The sequence below is a fragment of the Klebsiella sp. PL-2018 genome (genome assembly GCF_019048985.1).
In the GTDB taxonomy this organism is placed as follows: domain Bacteria; phylum Pseudomonadota; class Gammaproteobacteria; order Enterobacterales; family Enterobacteriaceae; genus Klebsiella; species Klebsiella michiganensis.
Map to the genome: position 1 here is coordinate 1,418,095 of NZ_CP077673.1, position 14,501 is coordinate 1,432,595.

13 protein-coding genes are annotated in these 14,501 nt (G+C 60.2%); 5 read left to right on the forward strand and 8 right to left on the reverse strand.

The window, feature by feature from the left end:
* Positions 1-41: 41 nt before the first annotated feature.
* Positions 42-2,543: a copper-exporting P-type ATPase CopA gene (gene copA / locus MKleb_RS06615; protein WP_108703605.1), complete on the reverse strand. Its 2,502-nt coding sequence runs from the start codon at positions 2,541-2,543 to the stop codon at positions 42-44.
* 106 nt (positions 2,544-2,649) lie between these two features.
* Here copA and cueR point away from each other — a divergent pair, with 106 nt between their 5' ends.
* Entirely contained in the window at positions 2,650-3,060 is a 411-nt protein-coding gene (cueR, locus tag MKleb_RS06620; protein ID WP_014228223.1) for a Cu(I)-responsive transcriptional regulator, read from the forward strand.
* On the opposite strand, the gene MKleb_RS06625 is transcribed toward cueR, so the two are convergent.
* The 4 genes from MKleb_RS06625 to MKleb_RS06640 are packed head-to-tail and all read right to left on the reverse strand — an operon-like array spanning position 3,057 to position 7,305.
* The gene (locus MKleb_RS06625) at positions 3,057-3,773 is read right to left on the reverse strand and encodes a DUF3142 domain-containing protein (RefSeq protein ID WP_025107133.1); all 717 of its coding nucleotides are present in this window, start codon (positions 3,771-3,773) and stop codon (positions 3,057-3,059) included. The genes cueR and MKleb_RS06625 overlap by 4 nt on opposite strands.
* Positions 3,743-5,911 (reverse strand): PA5441 family protein, encoded by a 2,169-nt coding sequence (locus MKleb_RS06630; RefSeq protein ID WP_025107132.1) that lies wholly within the window; start codon positions 5,909-5,911, stop codon positions 3,743-3,745. Before MKleb_RS06630 ends, MKleb_RS06625 begins: the two co-directional genes overlap by 31 nt.
* A gap of 21 nt (positions 5,912-5,932) precedes the next feature.
* Positions 5,933-6,391 (reverse strand): NfeD family protein, encoded by a 459-nt coding sequence (locus tag MKleb_RS06635; RefSeq protein WP_014228226.1) that lies wholly within the window; start codon positions 6,389-6,391, stop codon positions 5,933-5,935.
* Positions 6,388-7,305, reverse strand: a complete 918-nt coding sequence (locus tag MKleb_RS06640; RefSeq protein ID WP_004129981.1) for an SPFH domain-containing protein — start codon at positions 7,303-7,305, stop codon at positions 6,388-6,390. The genes MKleb_RS06635 and MKleb_RS06640 overlap by 4 nt, the downstream gene beginning before the upstream one ends.
* Before the next feature lie 136 nt (positions 7,306-7,441).
* Between MKleb_RS06640 and fetA the strand changes: the two genes are divergently transcribed.
* Positions 7,442-8,122: an iron efflux ABC transporter ATP-binding subunit FetA gene (gene fetA / locus MKleb_RS06645; RefSeq protein ID WP_025107131.1), complete on the forward strand. Its 681-nt coding sequence runs from the start codon at positions 7,442-7,444 to the stop codon at positions 8,120-8,122.
* Positions 8,109-8,891: an iron efflux ABC transporter permease subunit FetB gene (gene fetB, locus MKleb_RS06650; protein ID WP_004129987.1), complete on the forward strand. Its 783-nt coding sequence runs from the start codon at positions 8,109-8,111 to the stop codon at positions 8,889-8,891. Before fetA ends, fetB begins: the two co-directional genes overlap by 14 nt.
* 108 nt (positions 8,892-8,999) lie before the next feature.
* Here fetB and MKleb_RS06655 read toward each other — a convergent pair whose 3' ends face one another.
* The 3 genes from MKleb_RS06655 to tesA all read right to left on the reverse strand — a co-directional run bounded on the left by MKleb_RS06655 (position 9,000) and on the right by tesA (position 11,338).
* Positions 9,000-9,854 (reverse strand): co-chaperone YbbN, encoded by an 855-nt coding sequence (locus MKleb_RS06655; protein WP_014228228.1) that lies wholly within the window; start codon positions 9,852-9,854, stop codon positions 9,000-9,002.
* Positions 9,855-9,915: 61 nt separating this feature from the next.
* Positions 9,916-10,725, reverse strand: coding sequence for an SDR family oxidoreductase (locus MKleb_RS06660; RefSeq protein ID WP_162557334.1), 810 nt, complete (start codon positions 10,723-10,725; stop codon positions 9,916-9,918).
* A complete protein-coding gene (gene tesA, locus MKleb_RS06665) occupies positions 10,715-11,338 on the reverse strand; it encodes a multifunctional acyl-CoA thioesterase I/protease I/lysophospholipase L1 (RefSeq protein WP_217076748.1) in 624 nt (207 codons plus the stop codon). The genes MKleb_RS06660 and tesA overlap by 11 nt, the downstream gene beginning before the upstream one ends.
* Between tesA and ybbA the strand changes: the two genes are divergently transcribed.
* Both ybbA and ybbP read left to right on the forward strand, forming a co-directional pair.
* Positions 11,309-11,995: a putative ABC transporter ATP-binding protein YbbA gene (gene ybbA / locus MKleb_RS06670; RefSeq protein ID WP_004099723.1), complete on the forward strand. Its 687-nt coding sequence runs from the start codon at positions 11,309-11,311 to the stop codon at positions 11,993-11,995. The genes tesA and ybbA overlap by 30 nt on opposite strands.
* The gene (ybbP, locus tag MKleb_RS06675) at positions 11,992-14,409 is read left to right on the forward strand and encodes a putative ABC transporter permease subunit YbbP (RefSeq protein ID WP_217076531.1); all 2,418 of its coding nucleotides are present in this window, start codon (positions 11,992-11,994) and stop codon (positions 14,407-14,409) included. The genes ybbA and ybbP overlap by 4 nt, the downstream gene beginning before the upstream one ends.
* Positions 14,410-14,501: the final 92 nt, after the last annotated feature.

Genomic DNA, 14,501 nt, shown 5'->3' on the forward strand with positions numbered 1-14,501 from the left:
GGGCGAGGGGAAGCCTGTTTTCGCCCTCGCCAGAGGCTGCCTTATGCTTTGGGCTTATAGCGCAGCAGGCGGTTGGCGTTGCTCACAACGGTAATCGAAGAGAGCGCCATGGCCGCGCCCGCCACCACCGGGTTGAGCAGCGTGCCGGTCAGCGGCCACAGGATCCCGGCGGCAATCGGAATGCCCAGCGAGTTATAAACAAATGCCCCCAGCAGGTTCTGCTTCATATTACGCAGCGTGGCTTTGGCGATGTCCAGCGCATCGGCAACGCCGTTCAGGCTATGGCGCATCAGGGTAATCGCCGCCGTCTCAATGGCGACATCGCTGCCGCCGCCCATGGCGATCCCCACATCGGCCTGCGCCAGCGCGGGCGCATCGTTGATACCGTCGCCGATCATCGCCACCTGATGCCCTTCGCTTTGCAGGCGCTTAATCGCATCGGCTTTCCCGTCCGGCAGCACCCCGGCAATCACCTCATCAATGCCCGCCTCTTTGGCGATAGCTTTGGCGGTGGTGGGGTTATCTCCGGTCAGCATCACCAGACGATAGCCCTGGCGGTGCAGCCTGGCTAATGCCGCCACGCTATCTTCGCGCAGCGGATCGCGGATGGCGAACAGCGCCGCCGCCTGACCATCTACCGCCAGCAGCACCGGCGTGGCACCCTGTGACGCCTGGGCGGTCATGTCGTCTTCTATTTCAGCCGTTGCAATCTTGTGCTCATTAAGCAGCGCCTGGTTGCCGAGCAGCAGACGGCGGCCTTCGGCTTCGCCGCTGACCCCCAGCCCGCGCAGCGTGCGGAAGTTTTCTACCGCAGGCAGGCGTTGGTCCGCGGCTTTGTCGAGAATGGCTCGCGCCAGCGGGTGGCTGGAACCTTGCTCCAGAGACGCCGCCAGACGTAGAGCGGTGGACTCATCCATGGCGGTAAAGGTTTTTATCGCCACCACCTGCGGTTTACCCTCGGTCAGGGTACCGGTTTTATCAAAGACCAGCGTATCGAGAGTGCTGGCGCGCTGCAGCGCATCGGCGTCGCGCACCAGTACGCCGTACTCCGCCGCGCGGCCCACGCCGGAGATAATCGACATCGGCGTTGCCAGCCCCAGGGCGCACGGACAGGCGATAATCAGCACCGTAGTGGCGATCACCAGGGTATAGACAATTTGCGGCGCCGGGCCAAAAAAGTACCAGATCGCGGCGCTGAACAGGGCTATCGCCACAACCGCCGGGACGAACACGGCGGAGATTTTGTCCGCCAGCTGGCCGATTTCAGGTTTACTGCTCTGCGCCTGGCGCACCATGCGGATAATGCGCGCCAGGGTGGTTTGACTGCCGACGGCGCTGGCGGTAAACAGTACGCTGCCGTCCTGCACTACGGTCCCGGCATGAACGGCGTCACCGTCGCCTTTTTGCTGCGGCACCGGCTCGCCGGTGAGCATCGCTTCATCGAACCAGGCTTCGCCCTGGCTAATGACGCCGTCGACCGGTACGCGATCGCCGGTGGTCAGACGCAGGATCATTCCCGCCTGAACCTCAGCCAGCGGCAGATCTTTTTCGCCTTCGTCGGTGACCACCCTCGCTGACGGCGGGGTTAAATCGAGCAGTTTTTCCAGCGCTTTCGAAGAGCGCTGGCGCGCGCGGGCTTCCAGCATATGGCCCAGGTTAATCAGACCGATAATCATCGCGCTGGCTTCATAATAAAGGTGGCGGGCTTCCATCGGAAACCACTGCGGCCACAGGTTGACGCTCATTGAATAGAGCCAGGCGACGCCGGTACCCAGCGCCACCAGCGTATCCATGGTCGCGGTGCCGTTTTTCAGGCTTTTCCACGCGCTGCGGTAGAAATGGCCGCCGGCAAAGACCATCACCGCCAGGGTGACAACACCGATAGCCAGCCACAGGGCGCGGTTATCATCGCTGACCATCATATTGTCGCCGATCATTCCCCAGCCCATGACCGGGATACCTACCAGCAGGGCGACGATAGCCTGCCAGCGGAAGCGCTTCATTGTGGCGACGGCGGTTTCCTGCTGGCGCTCGCGGCGTTCGAGGTCGTCTTCGATAGCTTCCGCGCCGTAGCCCGCTTTCTCTACGGCCTGGACTAATTCTGCGGCGGACGCGCTGCCCATCACCAGCGCAGTGCGTTCCGCCAGGTTGACCCGCGCCTGCGAGACGCCAGGCACCGCGGCGAGCGCGTGTTGTACCCGGGATACGCAGCTGGCGCAGCTCATGCCGTTGATTAACAGCTGCTGGCTGTCATCTTCGTCACGGGCTGCCGGAAGCTCAGAGGTGGCCGCTGTCAGCGCTTCCGGCGGGATTGATGATTCTGCCAGCGGTTTAGCCTTTGGGTGGCTGAGCTCCGCGCCGTATCCGGCCTGTTTAATGGTCTCAATCAGCGCTTCCGCGCTGGCGCTGCCCGTGACGTGGGCTTCGGTAACGGTGACTTCCGCCTGCTCAACGTCGGGACGCTGCTCCAGACTCTCTTTCACCCGTTTAACGCAGTGGCCGCAGGAGAGGCCATCAAGCGCGAGGTCGATAGTGGTAGACATACATAACTCCTGAATAAATTTCCGGTTAATGATTGACCGAACACACTCTTTCATCGAGTATTAACAAGGTTAAACCTTCCAGCAAGGGGAAGGTCAAGGGGGAAAGATGAATATTAGCGATGTGGCGAAAAAGACCGGCTTAACCAGCAAAGCGATCCGTTTTTACGAGGAGAAGGGGCTGGTGACGCCGCCGCTGCGTAGCGAAAACGGCTACCGCAGCTACAGCCAGCAGCATCTGGATGAACTGACCCTGCTGCGCCAGGCGCGCCAGGTGGGGTTTAATCTGGAAGAGTGTCGCGAGCTGATATTCCTGTTCAACGATCCCTCGCGGCACAGCGCCGACGTGAAACGCCGGACGCTGGAGAAAGTCGCGGAAATTGAGCGGCATATCAGCGAGCTGCAGGGCATGCGTACGCAGCTGCTGGCGCTGGCGGACTCCTGCCCCGGCGATGACAGCGCGGATTGCCCGATCATCGATAATCTCTCAGGCTGCTGTCACCGCAAGGCGCAGGCTTAACGCCGCGCCGGGTTGAGCATAAAGACCACCGTGCCGCGGTAGTAGGGGGAGTCATTCAGCTGCATTTCCGCCTGCCGATCGCGTCTGCCGTTTTGCACCAGCCCGAGTTTGAACGGGATACGCAGCCGGCTGAGCGCGGGGAGATAGTCCTGATAATTCGCCACCGTGTGGCGTCCTTGATAGCTTTGCACCACCAGTTCATCAACCGCAAGCGCGTTCAGTGTGGCAATATCGCCGGTTTTAGCCCAGTCCAGCAGGCCCGTTACCCCCAGCGCGAACTCTGGCGGCAGCTGCTGGCGTAGCTGTTGCAAAAACTGGGCGTAGTCGGCGAGCTGATATGTGGCTGCGTCAAAATCAACCTGCAGACCAACCACCTGATTGCCAGCTGCCCGCCAGCGCTGCATCAGGCGTACGATCCGCGGCACAATCGTCTGTGGTACATCAAGTGTGGTAAACCGGACGGTAAGCCAGATTGCGGGAAACGTCAGGCGGCTGACCGGCAGGCCGAGGCGCTGGAATATGACCTCGCCAGCGCGCGTCAGCACCTCGCCCTGATGCAGATATACCGTCTGCGCGTTCTGCAGATCGTTGCTGGCTTTCACCCCGGACCACAGCCAGAAGGCGGAATGCTGGCGCGCATCAACGCGCTCCGCCGCCTGCGCTGACCCGGACAGCAGCGCGATTACCAGTAATATTTGAGTTTTTGCGCCCACGGGCTTCCCGGATACTGCGTTTTCAACTGCGTGAACCAGCCCTTACGCTGCAGTTTTTCGACATCTTCGCCGCCGCATTCGTTGCTACCGGAGGGGGCGTAACAGAGAATCGCCCGATAGAGCGCATAGCTTTTATCTTCCGGCTCCGCTTTCGGCGAGGTGATAATCTGCTGGTAATAGCGTTGGCGATCGTACTGTCCCAGAGGCTGCTGGCGGTTGATGGCAGCCTCGAGCATATCGTTGCCGGCGTGGTCTTTCCACAGATCAACATGCGTCTGCGTGGTGCGGAAGAACTCGCCCAGGCAGTTAAGCCCATGGGCATCGTCGGCGTTTTTACTGAGCACGGTGACGGTGTCATCCAGGCTGCGGCAGGCATAACCGGCTTCGGTCGCCTCGCCATCCCAGTCGAAGCTGCTAAGGTTGACGTCGTTAAAGGCCTCGCTGATTACCGGCTGGGTAATAGCGGTGGCGAGCTTTTTGTCGTTCAGCCAGTCGCTGAAGCGACTTTCCGTGAGATCCCGCACCAGCAGCGTATGCAGAGCGATAGTACGTTCTTCATTATTGGGACCGTTGGCCGCCTGTTGGCGTAGCAGTTCAGGCGAGGCCTGGGTTTTCAGCACTCGGGAGCGAAAGCGTAGATTGGTCACCGGGCTATCGGCGGCAAAGATAGCCGCCGCGTTACCGCTGTAGACCAGCGTTGCCGCCAGTTTTGCCTGGATATACTGCTGTTGCTCGGGGTTTTGGCTAAGTTGTAGCAGCTGCTGCCAAAAATCGCGCGCCGCGGGCCACTGTGTTTGTCCCATTAGCGCTTCGCCGTAGAGGACCTGTTCGCTGAAGGCGAGAATATCATTCGCCGGCAGCGTTTTTGCCGGCGTGACAGCCTGCAGGATGGCGGCATTGTTGCCCGTCGCGCTCCACAGCTGCAGCTGCAGGTCGCGCCACAGCGGCAGATCTCCGCTCTTCTCAAACGCCGCTTTGCTGGCGTCAAGCTGTGCCTGGGTTAAGGTTGGCTTATTGTCAGCATTCAGGCGCAGGGCGCGGAGAAGTTCGACATAGCTGACCTGCGGCGCGTCCGGGAATGCTGCCAGAACGGGCTGCGCGTAGAACGGCATGCCGAAGACATTATCATATTCACTCACCAGTTTACGCAGTTCCCCGGCGTCGGCAGCCTGCCGGAAGGCCTGCTCATAGAGTCCGGCCAGCTGCGGCCACGCCTGCAGATACCAGTTAATGCGGCGCAGCATATTGCGCGCGGAGTCGGCATAAAGCCCTGCGGGCCAGCGTTGCAAATAGGTTTGTGCTTCTTTTTGCGCCTGTGCGGCATCATCACGATTGATCCGCGCAATATCAAAATCACCGTACTGCCCGACGCTGTTCTGGCTACTTTTGTTGAGCGCCGTGCGCATCAGCATATATTGCGCGGTCTCGGTCAGCCAGGGCTGCTGACTCTCCAGCAACAGGGTGAAATCGTGGGTCGCGGCGGTGTAATTGCCGCCATAGAAGTGGGCGATGCCGGAAAGGTAATAAGCGAATAAGTCGGCGTCCGCATCTGTCGGGAAGCTATTGAGGATATCAGCGACTGCGGTGATATTGGCGCCATAAAACAGTTTCAGCCGCGCCAGCGCCAGGTCATGACGCTGCTGCGGGGTCACAGAGGGCGCGGCGAGCAGGGCGGCGTTGAACTGGCTAACGGCGGCAAGGGTGTTGCTGACAAAGCGGTTTTCCAGTTCATAGTCGGATGTTCCCAGCCGTTCAGCCGAATTGGCCGGCATGATCTGCGCCGGATCGATATTCAGCGCCGCCATTTGTTGGATGAAGGTTTCATCTTCGCGTTGCGCCGGCGGCGCGGGAGGCGGCGGCGCGCTATCCCATTCAGGATGCCAGGCGAAGTAAACATCGCGGGTACGGCTGACATCAGCGGGAATGGCCTGAACGGGCAGGGCGAAAGATTTCGCTTCGCTCAGCAGGCGCAGCAAGTTGTCCCGCGAGTCATTTCCCGGTGTCAGTACAGGTTCGCCTTTTAGCAGGCATAGCGGGTCGCTCCACGAGCAATCTTCGATATCAGCAGAAGCATATGCCTGAGCGGCTGCCGCGAGCAGGGCGCAGAGCGAAAGGGTAAACGTTGTCTTCCTGACCATGACGGATGTCCTGTGGCGTGATTATTGTGATACGACTCTTATATGTAGGGTTATGCCTTCGATGGCGACCACTTCAACCTTGCTGCCCGCAGCGAGGTCGTCATCGGCAATGACCGGCCATGAACTGTCGCCCACGCGGACGTGTCCGCGGCCGTTAACCAGCGCCGTTTCCAGCGTAAAGCGGCGGCCAAGCAGCTGCTGCCCGCGCTGATTAAGCTGAGCGTCCGCCGGCTTCTGGCGCTTAACGCGGTTACGCAGCCAGCGCGACCACAGCCAGGCCGCCAGCAGAGTCAGGACGGCAAACAGCGTACCCTGCCACTCCCAGCTCAACGGCAGCATCCAGACCAGCAGCCCGGTTACGACGCCGGCAATGCCGCTCCACAGCAGATAACCGTTGCCGCCGAGCATTTCCGCCGCCAGCAGCAGCCCGCCGAGGCTGAGCCAGAAAATATGCGGGTGGGCGAGAATCAGCGCGATCATGATTTTTTCTGCGCGCCAGCGCCTTCTTTAAGCAGCTCGCCGATCCCGGCGATGGAGCCCATCAGGCTGCTGGCATCGAGCGGCATCAGCACCACTTTGCTGTTGTTGGCCGCGCCAATTTGCTGCAGCGCATCGGTATATTTCTGCGCGACAAAGTAGTTGATGGCCTGAATGTCGCCGGAAGCGATAGCGGATGAGACCATCTGCGTAGCGCGCGCTTCCGCTTCCGCGGAACGTTCGCGCGCCTCTGCCTGTAAAAACGCCGACTGACGCTCGCCTTCGGCTTTGAGGATCTGCGACTGCTTCTCGCCCTCGGCTTTTAAAATTTCCGCCTGACGTATCCCTTCGGCCTCAAGAATATAGGCGCGCTTGGTGCGCTCGGCTTTCATCTGGGCGTTCATTGAGGCGATAAGCTCCGCCGGCGGGCGTACGTCGCGGATCTCAACGCGGGTGATTTTGATGCCCCACGGGTTGGTCGCTTCATCGACAATATGCAGCAGGCGGGTGTTGATGCTGTCGCGCTGGGAGAGCATTTCGTCCAGCTCCATGGAGCCCAGCACGGTACGAATGTTGGTCATAGTCAGGTTGATAATCGCCAGCTCGAGGTTGCTGACTTCATAGGCGGCTTTCGGCGCGTCGATAACCTGAATAAAGCACACCGCATCAATGGTGACGTTGGCGTTATCGCGCGAAATCACCTCCTGCGAAGGGATATCGAGCACCTGCTCCATCATATTAATTTTGCGCCCGATACGATCCATAAAGGGCACCACCAGGCTCATCCCCGGCTGCAGCGTTTGCGTATAGCGGCCAAAGCGCTCTACCGTCCACTGGTAGCCCTGAGGAACGATTTTTACCGCCGCTCCGACGATAACCAGCGCGACGAAAATAAGAATGGGGATAAAAATCAGCATCAAAAACCTCCTGTCTTGTTGCCTGTTGATGCGCCGGGAGAGTGGCGCGCGTTTAACCAGAGTATATCTTTCCGCGCATCCGGGTGAAAGAAAAGTGGAGTAAACTAGAGGCGTTGTCGAAAAACTGGGAATAATAATGACCGAAAGTAACGCTATTTTGCGCCTGGACAATGTGGGTTTTCAGGCCGATGGAGTGACCATCCTTAATGAGATGAGTTTTCAGCTCAGGGCAGGGGAATTTAAGCTGATTACCGGCCCTTCCGGCTGCGGAAAAAGCACGTTATTAAAAATAATCGCTTCGCTGCTGAGCCCCACCGCGGGAAGCATTTTCTTCGCCGGTAAAAACATTAATGACTTAACGCCGGAAACCTATCGTCAGCAGGTTTCCTACTGCGCGCAAACCCCGGCGCTGTTCGGCGATTCAGTGTATGACAACCTGGTCTTCCCGTGGCAGATCCGTCATCAACAGCCGGATCCTAAGGCGCTGGTGGCCGATCTGCTGCGCTTCGGGCTGGCGGAGAATACGCTGGAAAAGTCAATCAATGAACTTTCGGGCGGGGAAAAGCAGCGCGTTTCGTTGATTCGCAATCTGCAGTTTTTACCGCAGGTGCTGCTGCTCGATGAAATTACCAGCGCGCTGGACGAGAGCAATAAAAAAAACGTGAATGAGATTATCCATCGCTACACGACCGAAAAAAATATCGCCGTTCTGTGGGTCACTCACGATAGCAATGAAATTGCCCATGCGGATGAAGTGATCACGCTCGAGCCTGCCGGCGGAAAAGCGCAGGAGGAGAAAAAAAATGAACGGGCATAATATTACTAACGAATCGCTGGCGCTCTCCATGGTTCTGGTGCTGGTGGCGATCGTGGTCAGCTACCGGGAAAAGCTGGCGCTGGAAAAAGATATTATCTGGAGTATCTGCCGGGCGATTGTGCAACTGATTATCGTCGGCTACGTGCTGAAATATATCTTTAACGTTAATCACGCCGTGCTGACGCTGCTGATGGTGCTGTTTATCTGCTTTAACGCGGCGTGGAATGCGAAAAAGCGCAGCAAATATATCGATAAAGCCTTTGTTTCTTCGTTTATCGCGATAACCACCGGTGCCGGATTAACCCTGGCGGTGCTGGTTTTTTCCGGATCGATTGCGTTTGTGCCGATGCAGGTGATTCCGATTGCCGGGATGGTGGCCGGTAACGCGATGGTGGCGGTCGGGCTGTGCTACAACAACATGGGGCAGCGTTTCAGCAGCGAGCAGCAGCAGATCCAGGAGAAGCTGAGCCTGGGCGCGACGCCGAAGATGGCTTCCGCAAGGCTTATCCGCGATAGCATTCGCGCCGCGCTGATCCCGACGGTAGATTCGGCGAAAACGGTGGGGCTGGTGAGCCTGCCGGGGATGATGTCGGGGCTGATTTTCGCCGGGATTGATCCGGTAAAAGCGATTAAGTACCAGATTATGGTGACGTTTATGCTGCTGTCGACTGCCAGCCTGTCAACGATTATCGCCGGGTATCTGACCTACCTGAAGTTCTTTAATGCTCGCCATCAGCTGGTGGTGACTCAGCTGAAAAAACGCGCGTAAGTTTTTTCCCCGGAGGCGGCGCTGAACGCGCCTGTCCGGGCTACCGTCCCGCTGACGGCGGGTAACCTGTAGCCCGGCTAAGCGCAGCGCGAGCCGGGTTTTTTACGATTAATAAAGCAGAGAGTAGAGCTGGCGGCGGTACTTCGCGGCCAGCGCGTCACCGGTGCCGAGGGCGGAGAGGATCTCCTGCAGCAGCTTGCGAACCTCGCCGTTTCCGGCGCCTAAATCTTTTTGCAGATGGCTGAACAGCAGCGCCAGCGCCTCTTCGTTACGCCCAACCTGATGCAGCTGTAATGCCAGCTGGGAGGCCAGCGCCGCGTCTTCCGGGTTCTGCTCTACCTGCTGCTGCAGCTGCTGAATTTCCGGCGTGTCGGCGGCTTTTTTCAGCAGCTCGATCTGCGCCACCAGTCCCTGATAGCGGGTATCCTGATCCTGCAGCGGCACGGTTTTCAGCACCGTTTCCGCTTCATCGGAACGGTGGAGGGCAATCAGCGTTTCCGCCAGCAGGAGGCCAATCTGGCTCTCCTGGTTCGACAGTTGCCAGGCGTCTTTCAGCAGCGGCAGCGCTTCGGCGTAGTTCTCTTCCTCCATCAGCGCCAGCGCCTGCTGCGCTTTGAGCTCCTCTTCGCGCGGCAGGAACTTATCCAGCAGCGCGCGCACCGCTTCTTCCGGCTGCGGGCCTTCGAAGCCGTCGACCGGCTGACCGTTCTGGAACAGGTAAACCGTAGGGATTGCGCGCAGGCCAAACTGCGAAGCCAGCATTTGTTCGGCATCGCAGTCAACTTTAGCGAGGGTAAACAGGCCGTTGTACTGGGCGGCGAGGCTCTCCAGTACCGGCGTCAACTGCTCGCAATGTTGGCTGCGCGCGGACCAGAAATAGAACAGCACCGGCGTTGTCGCGGACTGCTGTAGCGTCTGGTGTAGGTTAGCTTCGGTAATATTGACAATATTCTGTGCGGACATGAGCAAGTCTCTTTAATCGATATTTGTATAGATATATGGGGGCGACGGCAGGCGCTTCAACTTAGCCCTGGATAATTTTGTCCATCGCGCGGGTCGGCAGCAGGCGTTTCAGCAGGGCGACCGCATGCGCCACCAGAGTGACCCGGTAGCGCAGCTTCGGTTTATCGCTGACAAAAGCATGGCGCACTTTTTCCACCACCGCTTCCGGCCCGAGAGTAAAGCGGGCGGCGATGCCGGGGTTTTCCACCGGCTGATCGGCCTGGGTCTGGTTGACGTTGTTGGTGAAGCGGGTGTGGATCGGGCCCGGCTCAATCAGAATGACCTTAATTCCGCTGTGGCGCAGCTCCATGCGCAGCGCGTCGGACCAGGCTTCCAGCGCGAATTTGCTGGCGGCATAGGCGCCGCGGCCGGGGCTGGAGATAATTCCCATCACCGATGAGGTCATCACAATTCGCCCTTCGCCGTGCGGCTCCATCGCCGGAAGCAGCAGCATCGTTAGCTGATGGACGCCGAAAAAGTTGGCGGAAAACTGCTGCTCCATCTGCCGGCGGCTGATGGTCGGCAGCGGGCCGTAGACACCGTAGCCCGCGTTGTTAAACAGGCCGTACAGGCGGTTGTCGGTCAGAGCAATCACCTCGGCGGCGGCGCGTTCAACGCTCTGCGGATCGTCAAGATCCAGCAACACACCGGTCAGCCCCAGCTCCTGCATCCGTGCGACATCTTCCGCTTTGCGGCAGGCGGCCAGCACGTTAAAGCCCTGGCGCTTTAAATCAAGGGCGCTTTCAAGACCAATTCCGCTGGAACATCCTGTAACTAAAACCGATTTTTGCATAACTTTACCTGCAAATGACTCGCTGTTATCAGGAGTCATGATTAACTAAGGGAGCCAAACGCGTCGCCATCCAGTCGGCGATAAACGGCTGGGCGTCGCGATTAGGGTGAATTCCATCGTCCTGCATCCACTGCGGTTTCAGATAAACCTCTTCCATAAAAAAGGGCAGCAGAGGAATATCAAACTCTTTGGCCAGTGCCGGATAAATTGCGCTAAAGGCTTCATTATAACGGCGGCCATAGTTGGCGGGCAGGCGAATTTGCATCAGCAGCGGCTGGGCGTTCGCCGCTTTGATATGCTCAATAATGGTACGCAGCGTCTGCTCCGTCTGCTGGGGCGGGAAACCGCGCAGCCCGTCGTTACCGCCCAGCTCTACCAGCACCCAGCGCGGCTGATGCTGCTTAAGCAGAGCCGGCAGCCTTGCCAGCCCCTGCTGCGAGGTATCGCCGCTGATGCTGGCGTTAACCACCGGCGTTTTGGTCTGCCACTTATCGTTAAGCAGCGCAGGCCAGGCGGTATTGCCCGCCATGCGATAATCGGCGCTCAGACTGTCGCCGAGAACCAACAGCGTGTCGGCCGCCATCGCGCGGCAGGTAAACAGGACCAGAAACAGGAAAGGCAAATGCCAGCGGAAAACATACTTGAAGTTCATCATCTTAAGAAATCCGTCGGTCAGGGTGAGCATCAGCTTTCCATCCTTACCGGAGTTGAGCTGGTTGTCAAACAGGGGCAGACCATCGCCCTGATTGGCGAGTCGGGGTCCGGTAAATCGACGCTGCTGGCGATCCTCGCCGGGCTGGACGACGGCAGCAGCGGGGAGGTTTCGCTGCTCGGACAGCCGCTGCACCAGATGGACGAAGAGGCGCGGGCGAAGCTGCGCGCTAAGCACGTCGGCTTTGTGTTTCAATCTTTTATGCTGATACCCACCCTCAATGCGCTGGAAAACGTTGAGCTTCCTGCGCTGCTGCGCGGCGAAAGCGATAGCCAGAGCCGCGGCAGCGCCCGGGCGCTGCTGGAGCAGCTGGGGCTGGGCAAACGCCTGCATCACCTGCCGGTACAGCTCTCCGGCGGCGAGCAGCAGCGGGTCGCGCTGGCGCGCGCGTTTAACGGCCGCCCGGAGCTGCTGTTCGCCGATGAACCCACCGGCAACCTCGACCGTCACACCGGGGATAAAATCGCCGACCTGCTGTTCTCGCTGAACCGCGAGCACGGCACCACGCTGATCCTCGTCACCCACGACCCGCTGCTGGCGGCGCGCTGCGACCGACGGCTGAGGCTGGTGGATGGCCAGCTGCGGGAGGAAGCATGATCGCCCGCTGGTTCTGGCGCGAATGGCGCTCGCCGTCGCTGCTGATCGTCTGGCTGGCGCTGAGCCTGGCGGTGGCCTGCGTGCTGGCGCTGGGCTCGATAAGCGACCGCATGGAGAAAGGACTCAGCCAGCAGAGCCGGGAATTTATGGCCGGCGACCGCACGCTGCGCAGCTCGCGCGAAGTCCCAGGCGCATGGATTGACGAAGCGCGTCGCCTTGGTTTAACCGTCGGCGAACAGCTGAGCTTCGCCACTATGACGTTTTCCGGCGATACGCCGCAGCTGGCGGACGTCAAAGCGGTTGACGACACCTATCCGCTATATGGTCAGCTGCAGACCCAGCCGCCGGGGCTGAAGCCGCACGCCGGCACCGTGCTGCTGGCGCCGCGATTAATGGCGCTGCTGAATCTGAATACCGGCGACACCATCGACGTGGGCGACGCCACGCTGCGCATTGCCGGCGAGGTGATACAGGAGCCGGATGCCGGATTTAACCCCTTCCAGATGGCGCCGCGGCTGATGATGAATACCGCAGACGTGGCGAAAACCGGCGCGGTGCAGCCCGGGAGCCGCGTCTCCTGGCGCTATAAGTATGCCGGAACCCCGCAGCAGCTGGCGGACTACGAAAAGTGGCTGCTGCCGAAGCTGGGGCCTGAACATCGCTGGATCGGCCTGGAGCAGGACGACAGCGCGCTGGGTAAATCGCTGGAGCGCTCGCAGCAGTTTTTGCTGCTGTCTGCGCTGTTAACGCTGCTGTTGGCGGTCGCCGCGGTGGCGGTGGCGATGAGTCACTACTGCCGCAGTCGTTACGATCTGGTGGCGATCCTCAAAACCCTCGGCGCCGGGCGGGCGCAGCTGCGCAAGCTGATTGTCGGCCAGTGGCTGATGCTGCTGGCGCTGGCGGTGGTCGCCGGCGGGGCGATGGGCGTCGGGCTGGAGCATATTCTGCTGCTGATGCTTAAGCCGGTGCTCCCGGCGGCGCTGCCGGCGGCGAGCGGCTGGCCGTGGCTGTGGGCGATCGGCGCGATGGTGGTGATTTCCCTGCTGGTCGGGCTGCGTCCTTATAGACTGCTGCTGGCGACGCTGCCGCTGCGGGTGCTGCGCCAGGATGTCGTCGCCAACGTCTGGCCGCTGACGTTCTATATTCCAGTGGTGTGCGCGGTGGTGGTAGCCCTGCTGGCGCTGCTGATGGGCGGCAGCCCCCTGCTATGGGCGGTGCTGGCGGGCGCCGTGGTGCTGGCGCTGCTGTGCGGCCTGGCGGGATGGGGCGTTCTGTGGCTACTGAAGCGTTTGACGTTAAAAGCGCTGCCGCTGCGCCTGGCGGTGAACCGTCTGCTGCGTCAGCCGTGGTCGACCTTGAGCCAGCTGGCGGCCTTTTCGCTGTCGTTTATGCTGCTGGCGCTGCTGCTGGTGCTGCGCGGCGATCTGCTTGACCGCTGGCAGCAGCAGCTGCCGCCGGAAAGTCCTAACTATTTCCTGATTAACATCGCGCCGGAGCAGGTGGTGCCGGTGAAAACCTTCCTCGCCGAACATCAGACCCGCGCCACCGAGTTCTACCCCATCGTGCGCGCCCACCTGACGCAAATTAACGGTCAGGTGACGGAGGGCAATAAAGATGAAGCCCTGAACCGGGAGCTTAACCTCACCTGGAGCCGCGAGCGTCCGGATCATAATCCGCTGGTTGCCGGTAGCTGGCCGCCGAAGGCGGGCGAGGTGTCGATTGAAGAGGGGCTGGCACAGCGTCTGGGCGTCAAGCTCGGCGATAGCGTGACCTTTACCGGGGATACTCAGGATTTTAGCGCGAAGGTGTCCAGCGTGCGTAAAGTCGACTGGGAGAGCCTGCGGCCGAACTTCTTCTTTATCTTCCCGCAGGGGGCGCTCGACGGCCAGCCGCAAAGCTGGCTGACCAGCTTCCGCTGGGATAACGGCAACGGGATGCTCACGCAGCTCAACCGCGAATTCCCCACCGTCAGCCTGCTGGATATCGGTGCGATTTTGCAGCAGATTGGCCAGGTGCTGACCCAGGTAAGCCGCGCGCTTGAGGTGATGGTGATTCTGGTGACCGCCTGCGGCGTTTTGCTGCTGCTGGCGCAGGTACAGGTCGGGATGCGTCAGCGTTATCAGGAGCTGGTGGTCTGGCGCACGCTGGGGGCCGGGAAGTCTCTGCTGCGCACCACGCTGTGGGCGGAGTTCGCGCTGCTGGGCGTGGTGTCCGGCGTCGTGGCGGCGATTGGCGCTGAGGTGGCGCTGGCGCTGCTGCAAAGCAAAATCTTTGACTTCCCGTGGTCTCCGGACTGGCGGCTGTGGGTGATGCTGCCGCTGTGCGGGGCGATACTGCTGTCGCTGTGCGGCGGCTGGCTGGGGCTGCGTCTGCTGAAAGGTAAGGCGCTGTTCCGCCAGTTTAGTCAGGGATAGGGTTAGCTATGTAGCCCGGGTAAGGCGTTATCCGCCACCCGGGGGTTTCACTGTATGCGGAAAAGTAGCCCGGGTAAGGCGTCAGCCGCAAC

Excerpts from the sequence above, each read along its gene's own strand:
- ybbA (WP_004099723.1), top strand. The coding sequence starts at position 11,309 with ATGCCAGCGGAAAACATACTTGAAGTTCATCATCTTAAGAAATCCGTC.
- tesA (WP_217076748.1), bottom strand. The coding sequence starts at position 11,338 with ATGAACTTCAAGTATGTTTTCCGCTGGCATTTGCCTTTCCTGTTTCTG.
- MKleb_RS06635 (WP_014228226.1), bottom strand. The coding sequence starts at position 6,391 with ATGATCGCGCTGATTCTCGCCCACCCGCATATTTTCTGGCTCAGCCTC.
- MKleb_RS06640 (WP_004129981.1), bottom strand. The coding sequence starts at position 7,305 with ATGCTGATTTTTATCCCCATTCTTATTTTCGTCGCGCTGGTTATCGTC.
- MKleb_RS06630 (WP_025107132.1), bottom strand. The coding sequence starts at position 5,911 with ATGGTCAGGAAGACAACGTTTACCCTTTCGCTCTGCGCCCTGCTCGCG.
- fetB (WP_004129987.1), top strand. The coding sequence starts at position 8,109 with ATGAACGGGCATAATATTACTAACGAATCGCTGGCGCTCTCCATGGTT.
- copA (WP_108703605.1), bottom strand. The coding sequence starts at position 2,543 with ATGTCTACCACTATCGACCTCGCGCTTGATGGCCTCTCCTGCGGCCAC.
- fetA (WP_025107131.1), top strand. The coding sequence starts at position 7,442 with ATGACCGAAAGTAACGCTATTTTGCGCCTGGACAATGTGGGTTTTCAG.
- cueR (WP_014228223.1), top strand. The coding sequence starts at position 2,650 with ATGAATATTAGCGATGTGGCGAAAAAGACCGGCTTAACCAGCAAAGCG.
- ybbP (WP_217076531.1), top strand. The coding sequence starts at position 11,992 with ATGATCGCCCGCTGGTTCTGGCGCGAATGGCGCTCGCCGTCGCTGCTG.
- MKleb_RS06660 (WP_162557334.1), bottom strand. The coding sequence starts at position 10,725 with ATGACTCCTGATAACAGCGAGTCATTTGCAGGTAAAGTTATGCAAAAA.
- MKleb_RS06655 (WP_014228228.1), bottom strand. The coding sequence starts at position 9,854 with ATGTCCGCACAGAATATTGTCAATATTACCGAAGCTAACCTACACCAG.